Annotated in this window: 18 protein-coding genes; 5 read left to right on the top strand and 13 right to left on the bottom strand. The window is 63.9% G+C overall.

What is annotated here, in order from left to right; all coding sequences use genetic code 11:
- Nucleotides 1–88 precede the first annotated feature (88 nt).
- From K3136_RS12320 to K3136_RS12300, 5 genes are read left to right on the top strand one after another with little or no spacing between them, the layout of a single operon-like run.
- A complete protein-coding gene (locus tag K3136_RS12320; protein ID WP_282100072.1) occupies nt 89–1597 on the top strand; it encodes a tryptophan halogenase family protein in 1509 nt (502 codons plus the stop codon).
- The gene (locus K3136_RS12315) at nt 1594–3435 is read left to right on the top strand and encodes an alpha-amylase family glycosyl hydrolase (RefSeq protein WP_221430596.1); all 1842 of its coding nucleotides are present in this window, start codon (nt 1594–1596) and stop codon (nt 3433–3435) included. Before K3136_RS12320 ends, K3136_RS12315 begins: the two co-directional genes overlap by 4 nt.
- Entirely contained in the window at nt 3432–5033 is a 1602-nt protein-coding gene (locus tag K3136_RS12310) for an alpha-amylase family glycosyl hydrolase (RefSeq protein WP_221430595.1), read from the top strand. The genes K3136_RS12315 and K3136_RS12310 overlap by 4 nt, the downstream gene beginning before the upstream one ends.
- A complete protein-coding gene (locus K3136_RS12305) occupies nt 5030–7063 on the top strand; it encodes a glycoside hydrolase family 97 protein (RefSeq protein ID WP_221430594.1) in 2034 nt (677 codons plus the stop codon). Before K3136_RS12310 ends, K3136_RS12305 begins: the two co-directional genes overlap by 4 nt.
- Nucleotides 7060–8556 (top strand): tryptophan halogenase family protein, encoded by a 1497-nt coding sequence (locus tag K3136_RS12300; protein ID WP_221430593.1) that lies wholly within the window; start codon nt 7060–7062, stop codon nt 8554–8556. Before K3136_RS12305 ends, K3136_RS12300 begins: the two co-directional genes overlap by 4 nt.
- Before the next feature lie 53 nt (nt 8557–8609).
- Here the strand turns inward: K3136_RS12300 and K3136_RS12295 are convergent, their stop codons facing one another.
- The 13 genes from K3136_RS12295 to K3136_RS12235 all read right to left on the bottom strand — a co-directional run bounded on the left by K3136_RS12295 (nt 8610) and on the right by K3136_RS12235 (nt 23935).
- Nucleotides 8610–9401, bottom strand: a complete 792-nt coding sequence (locus tag K3136_RS12295) for a hypothetical protein (protein WP_221430592.1) — start codon at nt 9399–9401, stop codon at nt 8610–8612.
- 347 nt (nt 9402–9748) lie between these two features.
- On the bottom strand, nt 9749–10531 hold the full coding sequence (locus K3136_RS12290; RefSeq protein WP_221430591.1) for a Bax inhibitor-1/YccA family protein: 783 nt from the start codon (nt 10529–10531) through the stop codon (nt 9749–9751).
- A 110-nt stretch (nt 10532–10641) separates the two neighbouring features.
- Nucleotides 10642–11448 (bottom strand): pyrroline-5-carboxylate reductase family protein, encoded by an 807-nt coding sequence (locus K3136_RS12285; protein ID WP_221430590.1) that lies wholly within the window; start codon nt 11446–11448, stop codon nt 10642–10644.
- A gap of 32 nt (nt 11449–11480) precedes the next feature.
- The gene (locus tag K3136_RS12280; protein ID WP_221432317.1) at nt 11481–11984 is read right to left on the bottom strand and encodes a type III secretion system chaperone family protein; all 504 of its coding nucleotides are present in this window, start codon (nt 11982–11984) and stop codon (nt 11481–11483) included.
- Between the two features lie 145 nt (nt 11985–12129).
- Complete coding sequence (locus tag K3136_RS12275; RefSeq protein ID WP_221430589.1) at nt 12130–13926, bottom strand: SPOR domain-containing protein; 1797 nt, start codon at nt 13924–13926, stop codon at nt 12130–12132.
- A gap of 44 nt (nt 13927–13970) precedes the next feature.
- Nucleotides 13971–15782: a cell division protein FtsZ gene (gene ftsZ / locus K3136_RS12270; protein ID WP_221430588.1), complete on the bottom strand. Its 1812-nt coding sequence runs from the start codon at nt 15780–15782 to the stop codon at nt 13971–13973.
- A 137-nt stretch (nt 15783–15919) separates the two neighbouring features.
- Complete coding sequence (ftsA, locus tag K3136_RS12265) at nt 15920–17218, bottom strand: cell division protein FtsA (protein WP_221430587.1); 1299 nt, start codon at nt 17216–17218, stop codon at nt 15920–15922.
- Nucleotides 17218–18126: a cell division protein FtsQ/DivIB gene (locus K3136_RS12260; protein WP_221430586.1), complete on the bottom strand. Its 909-nt coding sequence runs from the start codon at nt 18124–18126 to the stop codon at nt 17218–17220. The genes ftsA and K3136_RS12260 overlap by 1 nt, the downstream gene beginning before the upstream one ends.
- Nucleotides 18119–19099 carry a D-alanine--D-alanine ligase gene (locus tag K3136_RS12255; protein WP_221430585.1) on the bottom strand — a complete coding sequence of 327 codons (981 nt, stop codon included), beginning with the start codon at nt 19097–19099 and terminating at the stop codon, nt 18119–18121. Before K3136_RS12255 ends, K3136_RS12260 begins: the two co-directional genes overlap by 8 nt.
- Before the next feature lie 9 nt (nt 19100–19108).
- On the bottom strand, nt 19109–20038 hold the full coding sequence (gene murB, locus K3136_RS12250) for a UDP-N-acetylmuramate dehydrogenase (RefSeq protein WP_247711488.1): 930 nt from the start codon (nt 20036–20038) through the stop codon (nt 19109–19111).
- Between the two features lie 38 nt (nt 20039–20076).
- The gene (gene murC / locus K3136_RS12245) at nt 20077–21486 is read right to left on the bottom strand and encodes a UDP-N-acetylmuramate--L-alanine ligase (protein ID WP_221430583.1); all 1410 of its coding nucleotides are present in this window, start codon (nt 21484–21486) and stop codon (nt 20077–20079) included.
- Nucleotides 21483–22679, bottom strand: a complete 1197-nt coding sequence (gene murG, locus K3136_RS12240) for an undecaprenyldiphospho-muramoylpentapeptide beta-N-acetylglucosaminyltransferase (RefSeq protein WP_221430582.1) — start codon at nt 22677–22679, stop codon at nt 21483–21485. The genes murC and murG overlap by 4 nt, the downstream gene beginning before the upstream one ends.
- Nucleotides 22676–23935: an FtsW/RodA/SpoVE family cell cycle protein gene (locus tag K3136_RS12235; RefSeq protein WP_221432316.1), complete on the bottom strand. Its 1260-nt coding sequence runs from the start codon at nt 23933–23935 to the stop codon at nt 22676–22678. The genes murG and K3136_RS12235 overlap by 4 nt, the downstream gene beginning before the upstream one ends.

Raw genomic sequence — 23935 nt, 5'->3', positions numbered from 1 at the left:
GGCCGGGCGTTCGCGAGATCGCCCGGCCACCCTTGGAACCCCTGAACTTGCAGCTAAACCGGACCGCTCCTGACGCGGTGAGGTGACCATTGTGAGCGAGCAGAAACCCTTCCGAATAGCCATTGCAGGCGGTGGAACCGCAGGATGGATGGCAGCCGCCCTGCTCGCACGCTTTGCTCCGGCTCATTTCGAAATCGAACTGGTCGAGAGCGAAACCATCGGCACCGTGGGTGTCGGTGAAGCGACCATCCCCCAGATCCGCCATTTCAACCAGGCGCTTGGCATCGACGAGGGCGAGTTCCTCCGCGAGACCAAGGGCAGCTTCAAGCTGGGCATCGCCTTCGATGGCTGGATGGGTGACGGACATACATACATGCATGCCTTCGGCCAGGTCGGCCGCGCTGCAGGAGTGCTGCCCTTCCACCAGCACTGGCTCAGAGCAAAGAAGCTCGGCCACGCACGAACGCTCGATCATTATTCGCTCAACGAGATCGCGGCCCGCGCCCTGCGCATGCCCGGACCGGGCGGCCCAGAACTTCCCTATGCCTATCACTTCGATGCGGGTCTCTATGCGGCCTATCTGCGCCGCATGGCCGAGGGACGCGGCGTTACCCGGACCGAGGGCCTGATCCAAAGCGTCGAGCGCGATTCCGAGAGTGGTGACATTGCCGCATTGGCACTCGACGGCGAGCGCCGCATCGAAGCCGATTTCTTCATCGATTGCACCGGTTTCCGTGCCCTGCTGATCGAAGGCGCGATGGAAGCGGGATTCGAAGACTGGTCGGATGTCCTGCCCTGTGACCGCGCGGTTGCCGTGCCCTGCAGCGGCGGCGGCGATTTCACGCCCTATACCCGTTCGATCGCCCGCGAGGCTGGCTGGCAGTGGCGCATCCCGCTCCAGCACCGGATCGGCAATGGCTACGTTTTTTCCAGCGCGCATCTGTCCGAGGACGAAGCAACCATTACGCTGCTCGCCAATCTCGATGGTGATGCTGATGGAAGCCCGCGCGTCCTCACCTTCACCACCGGCAAGCGCCGCCGCCAATGGGTCGGCAACTGCCTCGCACTGGGCCTTGCCGCAGGCTTCATGGAGCCGCTGGAATCGACCAGCATCCATCTCGTACAGAGCGCGCTCGCGCGGCTGCTGAACCTGCTGAGCGAAGGCCGCCCCGCCCCTGCGCTGGTCGACCATTTCAACGCGCAAGCAGACTTCGAGTGGACGCGTATCCGCGATTTCCTTGTGCTGCATTACTGGGCTAATGGCCGTGAGGGACAGCCTTTCTGGAACGCCATGCGCGCGCTCGAATTGCCCGGCACATTGACCGACAAGCTGGAGCAATGGCGCGCGAACGGACACATCCACCGTGAGCACGAAGAGCTGTTCACCGAAGTGGCGTGGTTCCAGGTGCTCGCGGGACAGGGCGTCGAGACCCAAGGCTACAACCCGCTCGCCGATGCCCTGCCGCAAAACGAGCTGGTCGGCCTGCTCGCCAATACAGAAGAACAGATGGTTCGCGCCGCGAACGCCATGCCGCTGCACGTCGAAGTGCTCGGGAAGCTGGTGTCGCAGGTGCGCGCGAAGGAGAGTGTCGCATGAAATTCCGTACTGCTCTACCCCTGCTGGCCCTTGCGACCGCAGCCTGCGCCCACGCGCAAACGCCCGCGCCCGAAGAGACTGCTGGCGAGACCTCCTTCCGCGATCGCGCGCCTTCGGAGGAGATCGTCTATTTCGTACTTCCCGACCGCTTCGAGAATGGCGACACGTCGAACGACCTCGGCGAATTTACCGGCGGCCCGCTCGATCACGGCTTCGATCCGACCCACAAGGGCTTCTTCCACGGCGGCGACCTTGCCGGCCTGACCCAGCGCCTCGACTATCTCGAAGGCCTTGGCATCACGGCGATCTGGTTTGCACCGATCTTCCAGAACAAGCCGGTGCAAGGCGGTCCGGGGCAGGAATCCGCAGGCTATCACGGATATTGGGTCACCGATTTCACCCGCCCCGACAGCCACTTCGGCAGCCGCGAGGAATTCAAGGCGTTCGTCGATGCCGCCCATGCGCGCGGGATGAAAGTCTATATGGACATCATCACAAACCACACCGCCGACGTGATCCGCTACGCTGAGGGCGATGCAACCGAATACGCCTATCGCAGCCTGGCCGACTTCCCTTATTCGCGCCGTGGCGGGCTGGATGGCCAGCCGATCAACGAAGGCTTTTCGGGACACGAAGATTCGAGCGAGGAAAACTTCTCCCGTCTCGTCGATCCGTCCTACGCGTACACGCCTTACATCCCGGAGGCGGAGCGCGACGTGAAAGTGCCTTCGTGGCTCAACGATCCCATCTATTATCACAATCGCGGCGATACGACTTTTGCGGGCGAAAGCAGCCGGCAGGGCGATTTCGTGGGCCTGGACGATCTGTTCACAGAGCACCCAAGGGTGCGGCAGGGCATGATCGACATCTATTGCGGTTGGGTGCAGGACGCCGGCATCGACGGCTTTCGCATCGATACCGCTCGCCATGTCGATCCAGGTTTCTGGCAAACCTTCGTTCCCGCTCTGGAAAAATGCTCCGAAGAGGCGGGTATTCCCAACTTCCACATGTTCGGCGAAGTCGCTTCGGAAATTCCGACGGCTGGCTATTTCGCCGAGTACACCCGCCGCGACAAATTGCCCGCCGTACTGGATTTCGCCTTTGCCGCAGCCATGCGCGAAGTCCTTGGCCGAGGCGAAGGAACGCATGTCCTGAGCACGCTTTTCGAAGGTGACGTCCTCTACGAAGGCGGCGAAGATACCGCGCTTACCCTGCCCACCTTCCTCGGCAATCACGACATGGGGCGCTTCTCTACGCTTGTTAAGTCGGACATGCCCGAGATCACGCAGGACGAGTTGCTCGCCCGGGTGAAGCTGGGCCATGCCATGATGCTGACCCTGCGCGGTTCGCCGGTGATTTATTACGGCGACGAACAGGGCTTCGTCGGCGACGGCAACGATCAGGCCGCGCGCGAGGACATGTTCCCCAGCCTCACCGATAGCTACAACGACAACCTCCTGATCGGCACCGATGCTACGACGGCGGAAGAAAATTTCGACACCGGCCATCCGCTCTACGAACTGATCGCCGAATTCGCACACCTGCGCCGCAGCCACCCGGCCCTTGCCCGCGGGCGGCAGCAGGTCCGGCATTACGGGCAGGAAGCGGGTATCTTCGCCGCCAGCCGCTTCGACCCCGAGGACGGGCGCGAGTACCTGCTGGTTTTCAACACGAGCGACGAGCCCCAAAGCGCCAATGTGACCTTGGGCTACGATGCGCGTGCCTTCGAAACGCTGGCCGGTTCCTGCCCCAGCGCGCCGACCGCGCCCGGAAGCGCCGCCTTCTCCCTCCCTGCGTTCGGCTGGGCCGTGTGCCGCGTGTCGGAGCGCGAGGAATGAGCCCTACCGACACATCCGGCCCGCTGCCCTGGTGGAAGGGCGCGACGATCTACCAGATCTATCCGCGCAGCTTCCGCGATTCCAACGGAGACGGGATCGGCGACCTTCCGGGCATCACCGAGAAGCTGCCGCATGTGGCGGACCTCGGGATAGACGCCATCTGGATCAGTCCCTTCTTCAAGTCGCCGATGAAGGACTTCGGCTACGATGTCTCCGACTATTGCGAAGTCGATCCGATCTTCGGCGACCTGTCGGACTTCGACGATCTCGTCGCCCGCGCGCACGAACTGGGCCTCAAGGTCCTGATCGACCAGGTCTATTCGCACACCTCCGACGAACACCCCTGGTTCGAGGAAAGCCGCTCGAGCAGGGAAAACCCCAAGGCCGACTGGTTTGTCTGGGCAGATGCGAAACCCGACGGCTCGCCACCGTCGAACTGGCAATCGGTGTTTGGCGGTCCCGCGTGGACGTGGGATGCGCGCCGCGGCCAGTATTACATGCACAACTTTCTCAATTCGCAGCCGCAGATGAACCTCCACAACCCGAAAGTGCAGGATGCTGTGCTGGGCGTGATGCGGTTCTGGCTGGAGCGGGGTGTCGACGGCTTCCGCATCGATGCGCTCAATTTCGCCATGCATGATCCGGAGCTGCGCGATAACCCGCCTGCCCCGGCTAGCGACAAGCAGCGCACGCGGCCCTTCGATTTCCAGGTCAAGAAGTTCAACCAGGGCCATGCGGACATTCCCGCCTTCATCGAGCGTATCCGCGCGCTGACCGATGAATACGACGACATCTTCACCGTCGCCGAAGTCGGCGGCGATGACGCCATGCGCGAGATGCGCCTGTTCACCGCCGGCGAAGACCACCTCAATTCGGCCTACAGCTTCAACTTCCTCTACGCCGAGGCGCTCACCGCGCAGCTAGTCTGCGCTTCGCTCGCCGAATGGCCCGACGAATTGGACATCGGATGGCCGAGCTGGGCTTTCGAGAACCACGATGCCCCGCGGGCCCTAAGCCGCTGGTGCGAGCCCGACGACCGCGAGGATTTCGCCCGCCTCAAGACGCTGCTGCTGGTCAGCCTGCGCGGAAACGCGATCTTCTATTACGGCGAGGAACTGGGCCTGACGCAGGTCGATATTCCCTTCGACCAGCTCCACGATCCCGAAGCCATCGCCAACTGGCCGCTGACGCTCAGCCGTGACGGTGCTCGCACCCCGATGCCGTGGGACCAGTCTGGATGCGCAGGTTTCGGCAGCAAGGAACCGTGGCTACCGGTGGGCGATGACAACCGCTCGCGCCCGGTCGAACTGCAGCTGCGAGACAAGGATTCGCTCCTGTCCTTCACACGTTCGGCAATCTCGCTACGCAAGGACAATCCGGCGCTTCGCCACGGCGCGGTCACAACTTGCCGGCACGACGGCGACCTGCTCGTCCTGACCCGCGAGGCCGGAGGCCAGCGCGTCGAGTGCCGCTTCAATCTCGGCAAGGAAACTCTGGCGACAGAGCATTGCCAAGGCGAAGTGCTGATGGCTATCAATGGCGCGAGCCAAAGCGAATTGCCGGCTTTTGCGGCAATCATAACGGAGATTTCCGAATGAACCGCCTTGCTCTGCTTCTTGGTGCTGCCCTCCTCCCGCTGTCCGCCGCGCAGGCGGAAACGGTGGCCTCGCCCGACGGCCGCATAAAGGTGACGCTCGATGCCGATGGCGAAGGCATCCCCTATTACGAAGTCACCCGCGACGGCGTGCCGATCATCGCCAAGTCGAACATCGGCTTCAATTTCACCGATGCCGACCCGATGCGCCGCAATTTCGAAGTCGTGGCCTTCCGCGAACAGGCGCACAGCAGAACCTGGGAACAGCCCTGGGGTGAACAGCAGTGGGTGATCGACAGCCATAACGAGCTGGCCCTCACTTTCCGCCAGAAGGACGAGGCTGCCCGCGAAATTACCGTTCGCCTGCGCGTCTTCGACGACGGGATCGGTTTCCGCACCGAGTTTCCCGACAATCCGCAGCAGCGTTTCTACAACATCGCCGACGAGTTGACCGAGTTCAACATCGCCAGCGACGGTACCGCGTGGTCGATCCCGGCAGGCGACTGGAACCGCTACGAATATCTCTATGAAAAGACGCCGATCAGCGCGCTGTCGACGGTCCACACGCCGGTCACCATGGTGTTGCAGAACGGCACGCACCTTTCTTTCCATGAAGCGGCGCTGGTCGATTATTCGGGCATGTGGCTGAAGCGGATCAATGGCACGCGGCTGCGTGCGCAGCTGGCCCCAAGCCCGCGCGGCGCCAAGGTGGTGCGCGAAGGTGCCTTCACCACACCGTGGCGCACGATTCAGATCAGCTCGAACCCCAAGGGGCTGTTCGAGAGCGACCTCATCCTCAACCTGAACGAGCCCAACAAGCTGGGCGATGTCAGCTGGTTCACCCCACACAAATACATCGGCATCTGGTGGGGAATGCATCTCGATAAAGAGAGCTGGGCGAGCGGCGAGAAGCACGGCGCCACCACCGAAAACGCGAAGAAATACATCGATTTCGCCGCAGAACACGGTTTTCGCGGCGTCCTGATCGAAGGCTGGAACAAGGGCTGGGACGGCAATTGGTTCGGCAATGGCCGCGAGTTCAGCTTCACCGAAGCCTATCCCGATTTCGATATCGCCGAAGTGGCCCGCTACGCCGAGGAAAAGGGCGTCAAGATCATCGGCCACCACGAAACCGGCGGCAACATCAAGGTCTACGAGGAACAGCTCGAAGATGCGATGGCCTTCTACCAGGACCTTGGCATCGACGCGGTGAAGAGCGGATATGTTGCCGACGCGGGCGGTGTGATCGCACCTGCGGGCGAAGGCGGCTGGGGCGAGACTTTCGTCTGGCACGACGGGCAGGAAATGGTCCGCCACCACCTCAAGGTCGTGAAAGAAGCGGCCGAGCACCAGATCGCGATGAACCCGCACGAGCCGATCAAGGATACCGGCCTCAGGCGCACCTATCCCAATTGGGTCAGCCGCGAGGGCGCCCGCGGTGCGGAATACGATGCCTGGGCGGAACCCAAGAACGATCCGGGCCACGTTCCCGAACTCATCTTCACGCGCCTGCTTGCTGGCCCGATGGACTATACGCCGGGTGTCTTCTCGCTCGAGGGACGCGGTGCGACCGCGCCCGACCTGCCGAGCACGCTCGCGCGACAGCTCGCGTTCTATGTGACGATCTATTCGCCGATCCAGATGGTCGCAGACCTGCCCGAAAACCTGGTCAAATATCCGCGCGCGCTCGACTTCGTGAAGCGCGTGCCGGCCGACTGGGCGGAAAGCATGCTGGTCGACGGGGCAGTGGGCGAATTCGCCGTCATTGCCCGCCGCGATCGCAATACGCTGAACTGGTACGTGGGTGCCGTCACCGACGAGGCGGAGCGCAATGTCAGCGTTCCGCTGTCCTTCCTCGATCCGGGCAAGAGCTATGCGGCCACAATCTGGCGTGACGGCGCGACTGCCGACGGCCAGGGCGAAGACCGCCATGCCATGGAAGTCGAAACCCGCAGCGTGACATCGGACCAGACGCTCGACCTGCGCATTGCACCTGCCGGCGGTTTCGCGATCGAATTCGTGCCGCAGGGGTGAGCGAGCGAGCCCCGCCCCATGTCGTCGTCCTGGGTGGCGGAAGCGCCGGGTGGATTACTGCCTGCCTGCTGCACAAGGAATGGGGCCATCGCGGCGGAAAGGTAACGGTCGTCGAAAGCCCGGCGATCGGTATCATCGGCGTCGGCGAAGGTTCGACACCCCAGCTCAAGGCGTTCTTCGATCACCTCGGCATCGAGGAGAGCGATTGGATGGCGGCCTGCGATGCGACATACAAGCTTGGCATCCGGTTTTCCGGGTGGAGCGAGGTCGAAGGTTACGAGAGCTATTTCCATCCCTTCCCCGGTCCGATCGACCTGCATAGCGAACCCGGTTTCGCGCATAATTGTGCGCTGCGCCGGCGCGGGATCGATGTGCCAGCCCATCCCGACGACTGGTTCCTCGCGAGCACCTTGGCCGATGCCTGCAAGGCGCCGCAGCCGAGCGATACATTCCCCTTCGGTCCGAGCTACGGCTATCATTTCGACGCGCACAAGCTGGGCGGTTTCCTGCGCGAATGGGCGACGGCGCGCGGGGTCGAACATCGTCCGGTGAAGGTCGATGATGTCGAACTGAATGGCGACGGAGATATCGCTGCCCTGCTGTGCGAAGGCGGCGAGCGGATCGAGGGGGATTTCTTCGTCGACTGTTCCGGCTTCGCATCGGTGCTCGCGCAGCAGAAGCTCGGCGCCAAATTCCTTTCCTTCGGCGATAACCTGTTCAACGACCGCGCCGTAGTCATGCCGACACCGCATCGCGCGACGCCGCGCCCGCAGACCGATGCCATCGCCATGAAGGCAGGCTGGCGCTGGTCGATCCCGCTGACCACGCGGGTCGGCAACGGTTACGTCTATTCCTCGCGCCATATCTCCGACGAGGAAGCCGAGGCGGAACTGCGCGAGGCCGTAGGCACCGTGGGAGACGATACCGAGGCGCGGTTCCTGAGCATGAAGGTGGGCCGCGTCGAGACCAGCTGGACCCGCAACTGCCTCGCCGCAGGGCTGTCTCAAGGCTTCATCGAACCGCTCGAGGCGACCGCACTGCATATCGTGATCTACACCGCACTCGATTTCGCCAAGGCTTACGAGAGCGGCGGTTTCAGCGCGCAGCACCGCGACATTTTCAACAAGCGCATCGCCTCACGCTACGACGGGATCCGCGACTACATCGTGGCGCATTACCGGATGAACCGGCGCTCAGACACCGACTATTGGCGCGAGAACGCGGCAAACGATGTCCTTCCCGATGGCTTGAAGGCCATGATGACGGGCTGGTTCACGCACAAGGACATGGCCGAGACCAATCGCGCCACGAATGGCGAGAACCCGGCCTATTCGCCGATGAGCTGGCTGTGCCTTTTCGCAGGTTACGGCGCTTTCCCTCCGCGCGAGAAGCTCCAGCCCCTCCCCGCAGGTATCCAGGCGGCCGATGTCGATGCGACCCGCGCCATGCTGACAGCCTGCGCCGGCAATTTCCCGGATTACGCGCCCATCTGACACGCGAAGGGCGGCCGGATCGCTCCAGCCGCCCTCGTTAGCCTTGATACGGATCAGCTCTGCGGATCGGGCGTGTCGTCTGTCGCCTGCTGGCCCTGGACCACCTCACCCGACTGGAAGATCGGACCCTCGGTAGGCAGAGCCACGACAGGGTTACCATCGGCATCCACTTCGTCGGTTGCGACCACTACCGGAGTCTGTTCGGTCGCGGGCGGGATATCGACGGGCGCCTGCGGCTCGCCAGCGGCGCTTACGGGTGCCGTGGCGGGCATGGTGCCGACCAGGGTTTCCCCGGGTGCGACCTCGACCGAAGGATCGAGCGGGTTGGTATAGCCCTGCACCGTCGTCGAGACGGTGGGCGGCCCGTATTGGGAGTCCCACGCGCTCAGGTCGATCCGGTACTTTTCGTAGGCACGAAAGAAATCCTCGAACACAGCCTCGATACGGGGCAGAGCGGTCGCTGCGAAGACTTCAAGGTCGCCGGGTGCGACACCGACCACTTCGGCAGCGATAGCATTTGAAACATCGCAGAACTGCTTCTTCGCAGGCGGGAGCGCGAAGTAGTTGTAGACCTGCGTCATGTAGGAATCCTGCACGTCGCGAAAAGTCGCACCGTAGCGCTGGCGGAATTCGGCCTGCAACGCGCGATTGGTCGCCGACAGCTCGCGTGCATGGATGCGCAGCTTGGCGGAATAATTATCCACCAGCGATGCATATTCGGGCCCTTGGCAATTGAGTGCTGCGACGTTCAGCGCGCTGCGCAGGTTCCAGGTGGTCTGTGCAGGCGTGAGGTTCGCATTCACCGTCTGGCGCACACCGGAAGCGGCAACCATCGGGATCGTCATGCTGGAGGTCGCACCGCTCGGCGGTGTCGGACGCGGCGGAATGACTACGGCCGGAGGCGGCGGAGGCGGCGGCGGAGGTGGCGGCGGGGGCGGCGGAGGCGGAGCACAGGCTGCGAGTGCAGCTAAAGCCGCGGCGATTGCCGCGACGCGGATAGATTGAGTGGCATTTCGGCTCACGGTGCGCTGACCCTCCTGGAGCGATATCAATTCATCTTCTCCCATCACGCATTGACGGGGGATGAAGCTGACCGAACCCTAGCGCCTTGTGGAGGCAAAGAAAATGCCCGAGGCGAAACTTCCGCCCCGGGCACGTTCAAGCGACTCTTAGCTGCGTCAGGCGGTTGCGATTACTCGCGGCTGCCGAGGAACTGTAGCAGGAAGAGGAACAGGTTGATGAAGTCGAGATAGAGGCTCAGCGCGCCCATCACGACAGCCTTGCCCGCGAACTCGGTGCCGCGGAGATAGGCATACTCTTCCTTCAGTCGCTGCGTATCGTAGGCCGTGAAGCCTGCGAAGATCAGCACGCCGAGGATGTTGATGACCAGACCCATCGCGCCCGACTGGAACACGAAAGCATTCAGCAGCATGGCGACGATGATGCCGATCAGGCCCATCATCAGGAAGCTGCCCCAGCCCGACAGGTTCTTCTTGGTCGTGTAACCGAACAGGCTCAGGCCTGCGAAAGCGGCGGCTGCCGAGAAGAACGCGGCGGCGACCGATTCACCGGTGTAGACCGCGAAGATCGTCGAAAGCGACAGGCCCATCAGGACCGCAAAGCCCCAGAACATCGCCTGGAGCGTGGTCTTGCTGAAGCGCTGAATCCCGCCGAACGACAGGACGAGGATGAAGGCGAGCGGTGCCAGCTTGATCACCCATCCGAGGCCGGTCACCTGCAGCGAACGACCGTAGGGCGTCTGCACGATGGTGAAGGCCGCGTCGAACAGAGCGGTGTTCACGAAAAGCAGCGAGACGATGCCCGTAAGCAGCACGCCCGAAGCCATCATGTTGTAGATCGAAAGCATGTGCTGGCGCAGGCCAGCATCGAAGGTGGTGCCACGCGCAACGGCGTCGCCCGCACGCGGCACGGACGTAGCGTGCTGGCTGCGGTCGGTGTCGTTCCAATCGGCCATTTACAATTCTCCCTAGCGCAGGGAGCGGTCGCGACCCTGCTTCTGCTGACAATATCGTGTTTTACACCGGTAATTTCAAGCGAAACCGGAACGCATGTGGCTAACGCGGTTTAACCGTCTTCTTCGGCGGATTTGCGTGCTTCCCGGCCCATCTCAAGGCCGCGATCGCGTGCCGCAGCAAGGCATGCGGTCATCAATTGGCGCAAGGCTGCATTCTCGTCGAGCACATCCAGCCCTTTCTGGGTCATCCCGCCCGGGCTCGCGACACGGCGCGCCAGTTCGTGCGGGGAATGCTCGGAAGCCGCTGCCAGGGCCGATGCGCCCTCCACCATCTGGACGGCCAGCCGCTGTGCCTGGTCGCGCTGGAGGCCAAGATCGCTCGCAGCCTCGGAAAGCGCATCGATGAATCGGTAGACAAAGCCCGGACCCGATCCTGCCAGCGCGGTCACCAGCTCGAACTGGCTTTCGTCGGCTAGCCATTCCGCGCTGCCCAGCTGGCGCGCCAGCTCGGTCACCGCCGTGCGATCGGCCTCGGTCAATCCGCGCTCCACAAGAGCATTAGGGGACTTTCCCAGAGCGACGGCGAGGTTCGGCATGAACCGCACCCAGCCCCGCGCCGTGGGCAGTCGTTCTTCCAGCGTCGCCAGTTCGGCGCCCGCGAGGATCGACAGGACGATCGCTCCGCGCGTCACCTCGGCCATTTCCGGCGCGATATCGGCGAGCATATGGGGCTTGAAGCCCAACACCACCACATCGAAAGCCGTGTCGGGGACCTCGGTTACAAGGGTCACACCCTCGGCGACCAGCTTGGGTCGCGGGTTGTATGCGGTGATGCGCGCAGGATCCATGCCGGCACGCAGCCAGCCCTCGACCATCGCCCCGGCCATGGTGCCGTAACCGTAAACCAGAATATTCATGGAAGGCGCTTGTAGAGCGACGGCGGCGGGCTTCAAGCCTCGCCAGCGGCGTCCACCATGGCCGCTTTGAGCGCCTCGCGCGGTTCCTTGTCGCCCCACAGGACGAACTGGAATGCCGGATAGAAGCGATCGCATTCCTCGACCGCGATCTCGACCAGAGATTGCGCCTGGTCGAGGCTCAGCAAACCGTCATTCCCGAGCAGGGTACCATTGCGGTAGAGCAGGACATTGCCATTGGACCAGATATCGAAATGGCCGAGCCACATCTGCTCGTTCGCCAGCGCCACCAGCTCCTGCGCGGCAGCCTTTTTCTCTGTCGCAATGCGGATGTCGGGCAGGCAGAGCAGCTGCAGGACACGATCCTCGCCGCGCCAGATCGCGCGCAGCTGGTACTTGGCCCAGCTGCCCTGGATCTCGCCGCTGATTTCTTCCGCACTCGCCTCGCAAGGCCAGCCGCGTGCCTCGAACAGCGCGACAAGCATTTCAAGCGGGGCAGCGTCGTCCTCGGTTTCGAATCTGGCTTCCACGGCGCGCATCAGGTGAGGTTTCTCAGGCTCATGGAAACCATGTGCCGAAGCGGCGGGCCGATTGGCAATCGGTCCGGGCAAGGCTCTTGGGGAGAACGAAAGCGGCTTGTGCAAACCCTGTGCACAAGACCCGATTTACGGATAGGCGCGAAAATCAGTCGAGTTCGACGATCCGCTCGCCATCCTCGCTGGAGAAGGTGAAGGTATCGATTCCGCGCTCTTTCAGCCGGTTGACCATCTCGCGCGCCTCTTCGCGGCTCTCGAAGGGGCCAGCCAGCAGGCGGTTGGCCTCGCCCCAGGGGACGGTGAACGGACCGATGCCGTCGAGCGCTCCCTGCGCGCTGCGCGCGATGCGGCGCCAGTCGAAGCCGAGCGCATCGAGATCGCGGCCGGTAGCCACCTGTACCCAGTGGCGGGCCGGATGGCGTTCGACCGCTGGTGCAGGTCGTGCGCCTTCGAGCGGGAAGATCTCCTCACCGGTGGCGCTCGTGAACGGGAAACTGTCGATCCCGTTGGCCTTGAGGCGACTGACCACCTCGCGTGCCTCTGCAGCGCTATCATAGGGCCCGGCGAGGAGGCGATTGGCTTCGCCCCAAGGGGCCGTGAAGCCGCTCTTGCCCGCAAGTTCGCCGTCGGCGTTACGGGTTATGCGCCGCCAGTCGAAGCCGAGGGCGTTGATGTCCCGGCCCGTCGCAACCTGCACCCAGTATCGTGAGGGGTGAGCTGGAGGCGGCGGCGCGGCAGGCCTTGCCTCGACCTCGCGCGGCACCTCGATTGCGGTGATATCGACCGCACCGCTGCGCGGAGACGCAGAAACGCTGTCTCCGAGATCGAAGCTGCTGAATGCGTCTTCCACGCTCTGCGCTGGTGGGGGCGGAGGTGGAGGCGGTGGTGGTGGTGGCGGCGGCGGAGCGAGTGTCGGCGCAGGCGCAGGTGCGGGCACTGCCGCAGGCGCTGGCGTCGGGGCCTGTTCTTCGCGCTCCACACGCCGTGTCCGCGGCCTTGTGCGCTCGAGCGGGTCCGAAGCGGTAAGCGAGGACCTCGAACGAGGAGGGAGCTCTCCCTGCCGTTCCTGTGCTGCCCTGACGCGGCCAAGCGCGGGCCCGGCAGGCGCGAGTGACGCATCCGCCGTGCGCGCGGCCGGCGCAGAAGAGGTCGCATAGGCGGCGATCGAGGCATCGTCGCGCCCGATCGCGGCAGTGCGCGGGAACACGCCGAGCGATCCTGCAGCCGCCTGCTGGGCGGGCGTGAGGCGCGGCATGTAGCGCAGGTATGGCGCGACCCTCGCCGCCATTTGCTGCGGCATCATGTCGTCGGCAATGGTGACGGCAGCCTCGGTATCGCCAAGGATCGCGAGACCGAAGGCGCGCGTCCTGAAGGCGGCGTTGTCCCCTTCCTGCAGCAAGGGCAGCAGCGTCGCCTCGAAGCCTTCGCGGTTGCCCGAGATTGCCTGGCTCAGCGCAAGGTAACGGCGCGTTTCGGAATTGTCGTCTTGTGCGAGCGCAACGCGGTAGAGCTCCTGCGCGCTCGCGGCATCGCCAACGAGGTCGAAGGCCAGCGCGCGATCGGCTGCCATGGTCGCAACCGGAATGCCGCCTTGTTCTGCCATCGCGAAGAGGCGCAGGGCCTCCACCGGGCGCCGCGATCGCGTGTAGGCGCGCGCAAGCCCAAGGGACACGCGGGCATTGGTTGGCGCGAGATCTTCCGCACGACCGAAGAAACCGATCGCCGCGGGAATATCGCCGAGCAGGAGGGCGGCATCGCCCGCATCGATCAGGGCCTCGATATCGCCCGAATTGCGCGCAAGGCGCTGGAGCGCATCACCCAGCTCCTGCGAGCCGGGTGCCGGTAGCGCCTGAACGACTTCCTGTGAGAGGGCTGGTGAGGCACCGGCGACAAGCGCCAGCAGCGCAACACCCGTAGCCCAGCGTCTGCCTTGTTTTATTGCCATATCGCTCGACCAACGCACCAGCAGGCACGAAGGTTCAGGCTAACCTACTGGTTGTTCTGACGTCCGAGGAAACGCGGGATGTTCAGCGCGCCGCTGCCATCCTCGTCGTCGTCATCCTCGTCTTCTTCGGACGTGCTCGATCCGCGCGACAGGTTGGCCATACGCTCGAACAGCGTGCTGCCTTGTGCCGCACCGCCCGGGGCACCGCCAGCCGGCGCGCCACCGGCACCGCCTGCCGTTGCACCAGCACCAGCACCAGCTGCACCGGCACCGGCACCAGCTGCACCTGCCGCACCGGCAAAGCCGCTACCGGCGTCACCGCCCGCCGCAGGGCCGCGTGCAGGCTTGGTCGCAAGCGGGCTTTCGCCTTCTGCCACCTGGTCCGCGCCGAGCTGCAGTTCATCGCCTGCGGCTTCGTCGACCGGTTCGGAAAGGTCGAGCGGCGGCGGGCCGCCGTCACTATCGTCGGTCCAGCCTTCCTGCTCGGCCGCTTCGCCGAAGCCGCTATCGTCTGCAGGCGGAGGGACCGCGCCGTCGTCCTCGTAATTGTCGAAACGCTCGGTTTCCTCGCTGCGCATGCCGGCCAGCGGATCGACGATACCGTCGACATCGTCGCTGTCATCGCCGAAGTCGTCGGCTCCGGCGGGCGAAAGACCTTCTTCGCGGAAGGGCGGTTCGTCATCGAAGGAATCTTCAACGGCCGCTTCAACCGGCTCGGGCTGCGGTTCGTAAGTCTGTACGGGTTCCGGCTCGGGATCGGCGGAAAGGCCTTCGCTCAGTTCAAACGGCTCTTCTTCACCGGCATCTTCCTGGAGGTCGAGGACCGGACGCTGCGGTGCGCGCTGCGGAGCCATGGAGAAATTGCGCGTCGGCTTTACTGCGGACGAGCCGTCCTGCTCGATACCGGTCGCAACGACCGAGACGCGGATCTTGCCATCAAGCTCGGGATTGAATGCCGAACCCCAGATGATGTTGGCGTCTTCGTCGACCAGTTCACGGATGTGGTTGGCCGCTTCGTCGACTTCGAGAAGCTTCATGTCTTCGCCGCCGATGATCGAGATGATCACGCCCTTGGCGCCGGCCATGCTGACACCGTCGAGCAGCGGGTTCGCGATAGCGCGTTCGGCTGCTTCGAGAGCGCGGTTGTCACCCTCGCCTTCGCCCGTGCCCATCATCGCCTTGCCCATTTCGCTCATCACGCTGCGCACGTCGGCGAAGTCGAGGTTGATGAGGCCCGGCATGACCATGAGGTCGGTGATCGAACGCACGCCCTGCTGCAGGACTTCGTCGGCCAGCGCAAAGGCTTCCTTGAAGGTGGTGTCCGACTTGGCGACGAGGAACAGGTTCTGGTTCGGAATGACGATCAGCGTGTCGACGTGCTTCTGCAGCTCGTCGATACCCGATTCAGCGGCACGCATGCGGCGCGTGCCTTCGAACAGGAACGGCTTGGTCACGACACCGACGGTCAGCACGCCCTTCTTGCGCGCGGCTTCCGCGATCACGGGTGCAGCGCCAGTGCCCGTGCCGCCGCCCATGCCGGCAGCGATGAAGCACATGTTCACGCCGTCGAGCGCGTCTTCGATGTCTTCGAAGGTTTCTTCGGCCGCAGCCTTGCCCACTTCGGGGCGGGCACCGGCACCCAGACCGCCGGTGATGTCGGGGCCGAGTTGGATGCGCTTTTCAGCTGGACTGCTTGCGAGAGCCTGCGCATCGGTGTTGGCGACGATGAAATCCACGCCTTCGATTTCGGAGTCCATCATGTTGGCGATGGCGTTTCCGCCCGCACCGCCGACGCCCACAACCATGATCTTGGGGCGCATGTCGTCGCTTGAGGCGGGTCCGATGTTGATGCTCATTTACTGGTCCCTTTGGGAATAGAATTCGGCCGAAGCCTGTCACTTCGCCTTGTGGCACAAAGCGATTCTCGCATGCAAAGGTTAAATGCCTTTATCCACAATGCCCAAGCCTGCTTTTCGGCAGGTTCTCGCCGATATCAGAAATACTCGCGAACCGCCTGCACGACCCTGTTAACCAGCCCGAGCCCCGAATACCGCCGCGTGGGCTGGTAACTCGGTCCGACCGAGCGGATATCTACCGGATCTTCAACGGCATAAAGGCACAGGCCAGCCAGCGTCGCAAAACCGGGCGTCGCATGGGCTTCGGGCAGGCCGCGCAAAGCGGGCGGCTTGCCGATGCGGACCGGGAGGCCAAGCGCCCCTTGCATGAATTCGGCGATTCCGTGCAATTCCGCGCCGCCACCGGTCAGGACGACCTGGCCACCGTTCGCACCGGAAAAGCCCATCGCCTTCAAGCCCTTGCCGATCTCGCTGGTCATAGTCCCCAGACGGTCTGTGACGATCGAGACCAGTTCGGCGCGGGGAATACGGTTCTGTTCGTCCGCGCCGCGGGCAAGCTGGCCGCCCGGCTCGTCGCCCGGCGCGTTGACCGGGATCATTTCGCGGTGGTCGCTGGGCGTGGCAATGGCTGAACCCGCGACACACTTCAGCCGCTCGGCCTGACCGCGGCGAATGCCGAGCGAGGAAGCGATGGCATCGGTGATATCGTTCGATCCGACGGGGATCGACCTCAGGCCTAGCAGCATTCCGCCCGCATGGACCGAGACATTGGTGACCTGCGCGCCGATCTCGACCAGTGCGACACCCAGATCGCGCTCTTCGTAGGACAGGCAGGCATGCGCTGCGGCAAGCGGGCTCGCGACGACACCTTCGACGTCGAGATGCGCGCTCTGGACCGCTTCGATAAGGTTCCGGACCGGCGCACCTTCGGCCAGCGTGACATGGATATCGACGCCGAGCGCCTCTGCATGGAGACCGGTCGGGTCGGCAATGCCGTGCGCGCCATCGAGCGTGTAGTGAGCAGGCTGCGCATGCAGGACCATGCGGCCATCGGGCTGGATATGGTCGCGCGCGGCAAACAGCAGGTGTTCGACATCGTCTTCATCGATCCTGCGCCCGCCGATAGCGATCTCGACGCTGGAGATCTTGCTGGTCAGGCCGGCACCCGCACAGGCAATCCAGACGCCGTTGACGCTGGTGTTGGCATTGGCTTCCGCCAGCTCGATCGCGCTGCGGATCGCGTGTGTCGCAGCGCGCATGTCGGTGACATAGCCACGCTTGATACCCTCGGCCCGGCGGTGCGAGGAGCCGAGGACGATCATCTCCTCGTCTTCAGCCTGCCCCATGATCATCGCGGATATACGGAACGAGCCGATATTCACCGCAGCAAAGACGCGGGTGACGCGCGGGAGCGGGGCGCTTGAGGGAGTAGCCATTATTCAGCCTCCGCCTGTGCGCTCATGCCCTGCGGACAAGGTCCGTCGGCGCAGCGAAGATAGGCGCGGTCGGGCACACGCATGTCGATGGCGATCGCCTTGCCACCGATCAACCGGTTGCGCCCGTCCATCTCGGCAAACTTGACCAGCGCTGCAGGTCCCTTGTCGCCTTCGGGCAGGGCAAGCAGCTGGTCGGACTTGAAGGTGAGGTTCCAGCGCCTGTTGCCGACCCATTCCGCCCCGGCGATCTGCGGCCTGAGAGCAGGTGCGGCATCGAGCAGGCGGTTCAGTTCCGCAACCTGCTTCTGCGCGCCGGGGCCGGAGATAAGCAGCATTCCCTGCGCTTGTTCGCTCGAGACCGGTTCGAGCTCATGTCCGGTCGCATCGACAAGGATCAGCCGGTCGGGCTTGCGAACCACGGCATGCGGTTCACGCTCGACGATATCGATGCGCAGGAGATCGGGCAGCTGCCGCGAAACCCGCGCATCCTTGACCCACGAAAGTTCCAGCAGGCGATCGCGGATTTCGTCGACTTCGACCAGCGGCATAGGGCGATCCTGTTCGCCGAGCACGCGTTCGTAGACGGCCTGCCGGTTCAGCCGTTCCACTCCGGTAATGCGGACCCTATCGACTTCGAAACCCGCACGGCTCGCTGATTTTGCAATCTCCGTGCGCGCCATGTCCGGAACGCCTGCATAGCTTGCGACCGTCCAGGCAATGCCGAGACCGGCGGCGACGATCAGGAACAGGAAGAACTTGTGCCACTGCTCTTCGGTGAACGGCAATGCGGCCATCGCGCGGTCGAGCAGGCCGGAAGTATGCTTCTTGGCCGCCCGCGCTTTCTGAGTACGGCTGCGCGCCGCGGCAGAGCGCCGCACGCCTGTCGGTTTGCGCTTGACCTTAGCCATCGCGCCCCGCGTCCCGTTTCCTGGCTGCATGGTCGCGCAACGCGGCCGCGATGACCGTCTCGACCAGCTCTGCATATTCGATACCGGCGTGCTTGGCCTGTTCGGGTACGAGGCTGAGCGGCGTCATGCCCGGCTGCGTGTTGGTCTCGAGCACGAAAAGGCCGTCCTCGCCCTGCTCCTCGTCCCAGCGGAAATCGGTCCGACTGGTGCCCTTGCACCCCAGAAGCTTGTGCGCCTTCAAGGCGATCTCGAGGCAAAGGTCGCGGATGTGTTCCGGGATATCGGCAGGACAGATATGGTCGGTCATGCCGTCGGTATATTTGGCGTCGAAATCGTAGAAGCCGCTCTTGGGCTTGAGTTCGGTCACGGCAAGCGCGCGCGGGCCGTCCTCGAAATCGACGACTGCCGACGTCATTTCGCGGCCCTTGATGTAAGGCTCGGCGAGCAATTCGTCGAAATCCTGCCACGGGCCCTTGGCATCACGCGCAATCGGATTGCCGTAATTGCCTTCGTCGGTGACGATGGCGACGCCCACCGAGCTTCCCTCGTTGACGGGCTTCAGGACATAGGGTCGCGGCAACGGATCGCGCTCGAACACATCCACGCTCTTCACGATGCGCCCGCCGGGCATGGGGATGCCATGCGGGACCAGCGCCTGCTTGGTCAGCTGCTTGTCGATCGCGATGACCGATGTGGCGAGGCCCGAATGCGTATAGGGTACGCCCATCAGGTCGAGCATGCCCTGCACGCTGCCATCTTCGCCCGGCACGCCGTGGAGCGCATTGAAAACGACATCTGGCGCCGCCTCGGCAATGCGGGCCGCCACTGAACGGTCCATGTCGATCCGCGTTACCTTGTGGCCGCGGCCTTCAAGCGCCTTTGCAACGCCCTCGCCCGACATCAGGCTTACGGGCCGCTCATTGGCCCAGCCACCCATCAGGACGGCGACATGCAGTTTGGGAAGATCGGTCATGCTGTGTTCCTACGGCCGCCCCACGCGCTGGATTTCCCATTCGAGCTCGATGCCCGAATTCTCGTAGACGCGGCGCTTAACTTCCTCGCCCAGCCCTTCGATGTCGGCACTGGTCGCATTATCGACATTGAGCAGGAAGTTGGTGTGCTTCTCGCTCACCTGGGCCCCGCCCATCTTCAGGCCGCGGCAACCAGCAGCATCGACCAGCTGCCAGGCTTTCTCGCCCGGCGGATTCTTGAAGGTCGAGCCGCCTGTCTTGGTGCGCAGCGGCTGCGAATTCTCGCGTGCCTCGGCGATCTCGTCCATCTTCGCGCCGATGACTTCGGGGTCGCCCGGCTCACCCTTGAAACGGGCGGACACGACCACGGCGCCTTCGGGCAGCGCAGAATGGCGGTAGGAATACTGGAGGTCCGATGCCGGCAGCGTATGGCACTCGCCATTGGGCATGATCAGGGTGCAATCCACCAGCACGTCCGCGACTTCGGTGCCGTAGGCCCCGCCGTTCATGCGGACGAAGCCGCCGACCGTGCCGGGAATGCCGCGCATGAATTCGAGTCCTGCGACACCGGCGTCGCGCGCCGCGCTGGCAACGAGGATACCATGCGCACCTCCGCCGCATTCGACGATGCAGTTTTCAGCGTCGATCGAGACGTCGGCAAATGGCTTGCCGAGCTTGATCACGACGCCGGGCACACCGCCGTCACGCACGATCATGTTGGAGCCGAGACCCAGCGCCATGACCGGCAGGTCACCGTCGAGGCGGCCGAGGAATTCTTCGAGGTCGGCACGATCTTCGGGTTCGAACAGCCAGTCCGCCTTGCCGCCGGTCTTGAACCAGACGAGCTTTGCCAGCGGTGCCTGCGGCGTCAGCTTGCCGCGCAGCCCTGCGGTGTCGATCGGCGCTTCGATACCGCCTTCGACGGCGCAATCGGGCGCCATGCCGTTATCCCAGTTCCAGACGTCGTCGGGCTGATCCATTACGAAGCGCGTTCCTTCTCGATGGCATCCGCAAGGCCGGCCGCCCACTTCGTGATATCGCCTGCGCCGAGGCAGACTATTAGGTCGCCTTCCTCGATATCGCCTGCCAGCTTGGCCGCGAGATCTTCGCAGCTTTCGACCGTGGCTGCCGAGCGGTGACCGCGCGACTTGAGGCCGGCGACGAGGCTTTCGGAGCTCACCCCCTCGATCGGGTCTTCGCCCGCGGCATAGACCGGGGTGACATAGACCTGATCGGCCTCGTTGAAGGCGCTCTGGAAGTCGTCCATCAGGTCGTTGAGGCGGGTGTAGCGATGCGGCTGCATCACGGCGATGACACGGTTCTGCGTCGCCTCGCGCGCTGCGGCGAGCACGGCGCGGATTTCGACCGGGTGGTGACCGTAATCGTCGATGACCGTCGCGCCTGCCACGCTGCCGACATTGGTGAACCGGCGGCGCACACCGCTGAAGCTGCCGAAACCGTTGCAGATAACCTCGTCCGGACAGCCCATTTCGATAGCGACCGCAATCGCGGCGAGCGCGTTCTGGACGTTGTGCCGGCCGGGCATCGGCAGCGTCACATTCTCGATCCGGCGGTCTTCCTCGCCGCGCTGGCGCACAATAACGTCGAAGCGGTTCCCGCCTTCATGCGGCTGCACGTTTACGCCGCAGATATCGGCCTGCAGGTTGAAGCCATAGGTTATCACGCGGCGGTCGCGGACCTTGCCGATCACCGCCTGCACCTCGGGATGATCGATGCACAGGATCGCCGCGCCATAGAACGGAACGTTATGGATGAACTCGACGAAGGCATCCTTCACCCCATCGAAATCGCCATAATGATCGAGGTGCTCTGGATCGATATTGGTGACGACCGCAATCGTCCCGTCGAGCCGCAGGAAGCTGCCGTCGCTCTCGTCCGCTTCCACCACCATCCAGTCGCTGTCGCCGAGGCGGGCATTGGAGCCGTACTGTTCGATGATGCCGCCATTGATGACGGTGGGATCGACATCGCCGCTGTCGAGCAGCGCCGCGATCATGCTTGTGGTCGTCGTCTTGCCGTGTGTTCCGGCCACCGCGATGGTCGACTTCAAGCGCATGAGCTCGGCGAGCATCTCCGCGCGCCGGACCACGGGAATACGGTTTTCCAGCGCATGGGCGACTTCGGGATTGGTCCGCTTGACCGCGGTGGAGGTCACGACGACTGCCGCGCCTTCGACGTTCTCTTTCTCGTGGCCGATCTTGACCGAGATGCCCTGCCCACGCAGTCTCTCCACGGTCGGGCTTTCGTTGAGATCGCTGCCCTGCACCGTGTAGCCGAGGTTGTTCATGACCTCCGCAATGCCGGACATGCCGATCCCGCCGATGCCGACGAAGTGAATTGTGCCGATATCTGTCGGAACGCCTCTCATTCCATGCGCTCCCTTTTCGCACCCTGGCCCGCGACCTGCCCCTGAGTGGCGCCGCGAGCATTGTTTCCACCGACACGGATCACGTCCATCATGTCTGCCCCGCCGAAGCTTTCGACGAGATCGGCAAGGTCTTCGACCGCCTTGGGACGACCGCAGTTCCACGCAGCATAGGCCGCATTGGCAAGTCCTTGCGGGTTATCCGCCAGCGCACGGATCTGCTTGGCGAGTTCCTTGCCTTCGAACTTCTCCTGACGGATCATCCGCGCGCCGCCAGCTTTCACCATCTCGCGCGTATTGGCGGCCTGGTGGTCGTCGGTCGCGATGGGCAGCGGGATGAGGATAGCCGGCCGACCCACGGCGGTCAGTTCCGCGATTGTCGAGGCGCCGGCGCGGCCAATGAACAGGTGCGCATCGGCGAGCCGTTCGGCCATGTTCTCGAAATAGGTCGCCAGCTCTGCGGGAATACCGTGATTGCTGTAGCGTTCACGCACCGCATCGAGGTCTTCGGGGCGGCACTGCTGCGTCACCTGCAAGCGCTGGCGGATCGCGGGCGGGAGCATGGCAAGCCCGTCGGGCACGACTTCGGAAAGCACGCGCGCACCCTGACTGCCGCCGGTGACGAGAACACGCAGCAACCCGTCTTCGTCATAGGCGGGGAAAGGCTCGTCGCGCAGCGAAAGCACTTCGTGGCGAACGGGATTGCCGACCAGATAGGTCTTGCCCCGATGTCCCGGCTTCAGGCGTTGGACATCGGGATAGGCGGTGGCGATCGCCTGCACGCGGCCAGCCAAAAGGCGGTTCACGCGGCCCAGCACGGCGTTCTGTTCATGGACGACTGTCGGGATGCCGGCCGAAGTGCTCGCGAGGATCGCGGGCAGCGAGGGATAGCCGCCAAATCCGACCACCGCGCTCGGCTGGAAGCTGTCGAACAGGCGCAGCGCCATCTTGCGACCTTCGAGCACGGCCTTCGTGCCCTTGATCCACTGCAACGGGTTCTTGCCGAAGCGGCCAGCAGGAATGACGTGCGCGGGCATGAAGTCGGGCTTGCCCGGGATCGCCTCACCGCGTTCATCGGTGATCAGCGCGACGTGATGCCCGCGCCGGTCGAGTTCCGCCGCAAGCGCGAAAGCGGGAAGCAAATGCCCCCCGGTGCCGCCTGCGGCCAGTACATAATGACGGGAGGAGCGGGTCACTGGTGAATCTCGCGCGAGTTGCGCGCCTTGTTGGTATTCATGGTGTCCCCCTGCCTGAAGCCCAGCAGGTCGCCAAGTCCCCTTGTGGTGGTTTTGAGGTAGGGATTGCGCCGCGTGATCGCGATCAGCAGGCCGACGGTCATGCAGATGGCGATGGTCGACGAACCGCCATAGCTCACCAGCGGCAAGGTCATGCCCTTGGAGGGGAACAGCTGCAGGTTGACGAGGATATTGATGAAGGCCTGCCCGCCGAACAGCGCGACGAGGCCCGTCCCGGCGAGGAGGGCGAAGAGATCTTCCTCGTCCACCAGCCGCATCAGCACACGCACGACGATCGCAAGGTATAGGGCAACGATTACGCCGCAGACGATCAGTCCGAATTCCTCGCCGATGACGGAGAAGATGTAGTCGGTGTGCGCTTCGGGCAGGCTCATCTTGCGAATGCCGAGGCCATAGCCAGCGCCCGTCCAGCCGCCGGCGACCAGTGTCCGGCTGGCAAGGTCGACCTGGTCGAAAGCCGTGCCGCCGCCGAAGAAGGCATCGATACGGTGCCGCGCATTGTCATAGAGGAAATAGGTCGCGGTCAGCGCGACAGTAACGCCGCCGACGACTGCCCCGAGCTTCTTCACCTCTACACCGGAGAGGATCACCATAACGAACCATACGCCTGCGAACAGGATCGTCTCGCCAAGGTTGGGCTGCAGCATCAGCAGGGCGGCGATGAGTGCGAGAAGGCCGGTGCCGACGGCAAGGACGGGCAGATTGGGATCGCGCATCCGCCACGACAATATCCACGCAAGCGTAATCGCGAAGGCAGGCTTGAGGAATTCCGACGGCTGGAACTGCATGCCCAGACTGATCCAGCGCCGCGCGCCGTTGATCTCCACCCCGATGAACGGGACGAGGAACAACAACCCGATCATGCCTGCTGCCAGCAAAACGCCGAACCGGCGCGCATTCTCCCGCGACAGCAGCGAAGCTCCGAACATGACGCCCAATGCGATGACCTGCCAGATCAGGTGCCGCCAGAAGAAGTACAGCGGGTCGAGCGTTTCGGCAGAGGTCGAAAGGCGGTTCGCACTTGCCGGACTCGCGGCAGCGACTGCGATCGTGCCCAGTGTCATCAGGATGAGGATCAGCGACAGCAAGACGCGGTCGATCTCGCGCCACCAGATTTTCAGCTGGCTCCAGCGCGACAGCTTTCCGCCCGGAATATGGGCGGGCTTGCGCTTGGCGCCGGGGACGAAGGGCTGCAT

The organism is Qipengyuania gelatinilytica (assembly GCF_019711315.1).
Taxonomy (GTDB): Bacteria; Pseudomonadota; Alphaproteobacteria; order Sphingomonadales; family Sphingomonadaceae; genus Qipengyuania; species Qipengyuania gelatinilytica.
This window is presented reverse-complemented; position numbering and strand designations above follow the sequence as displayed.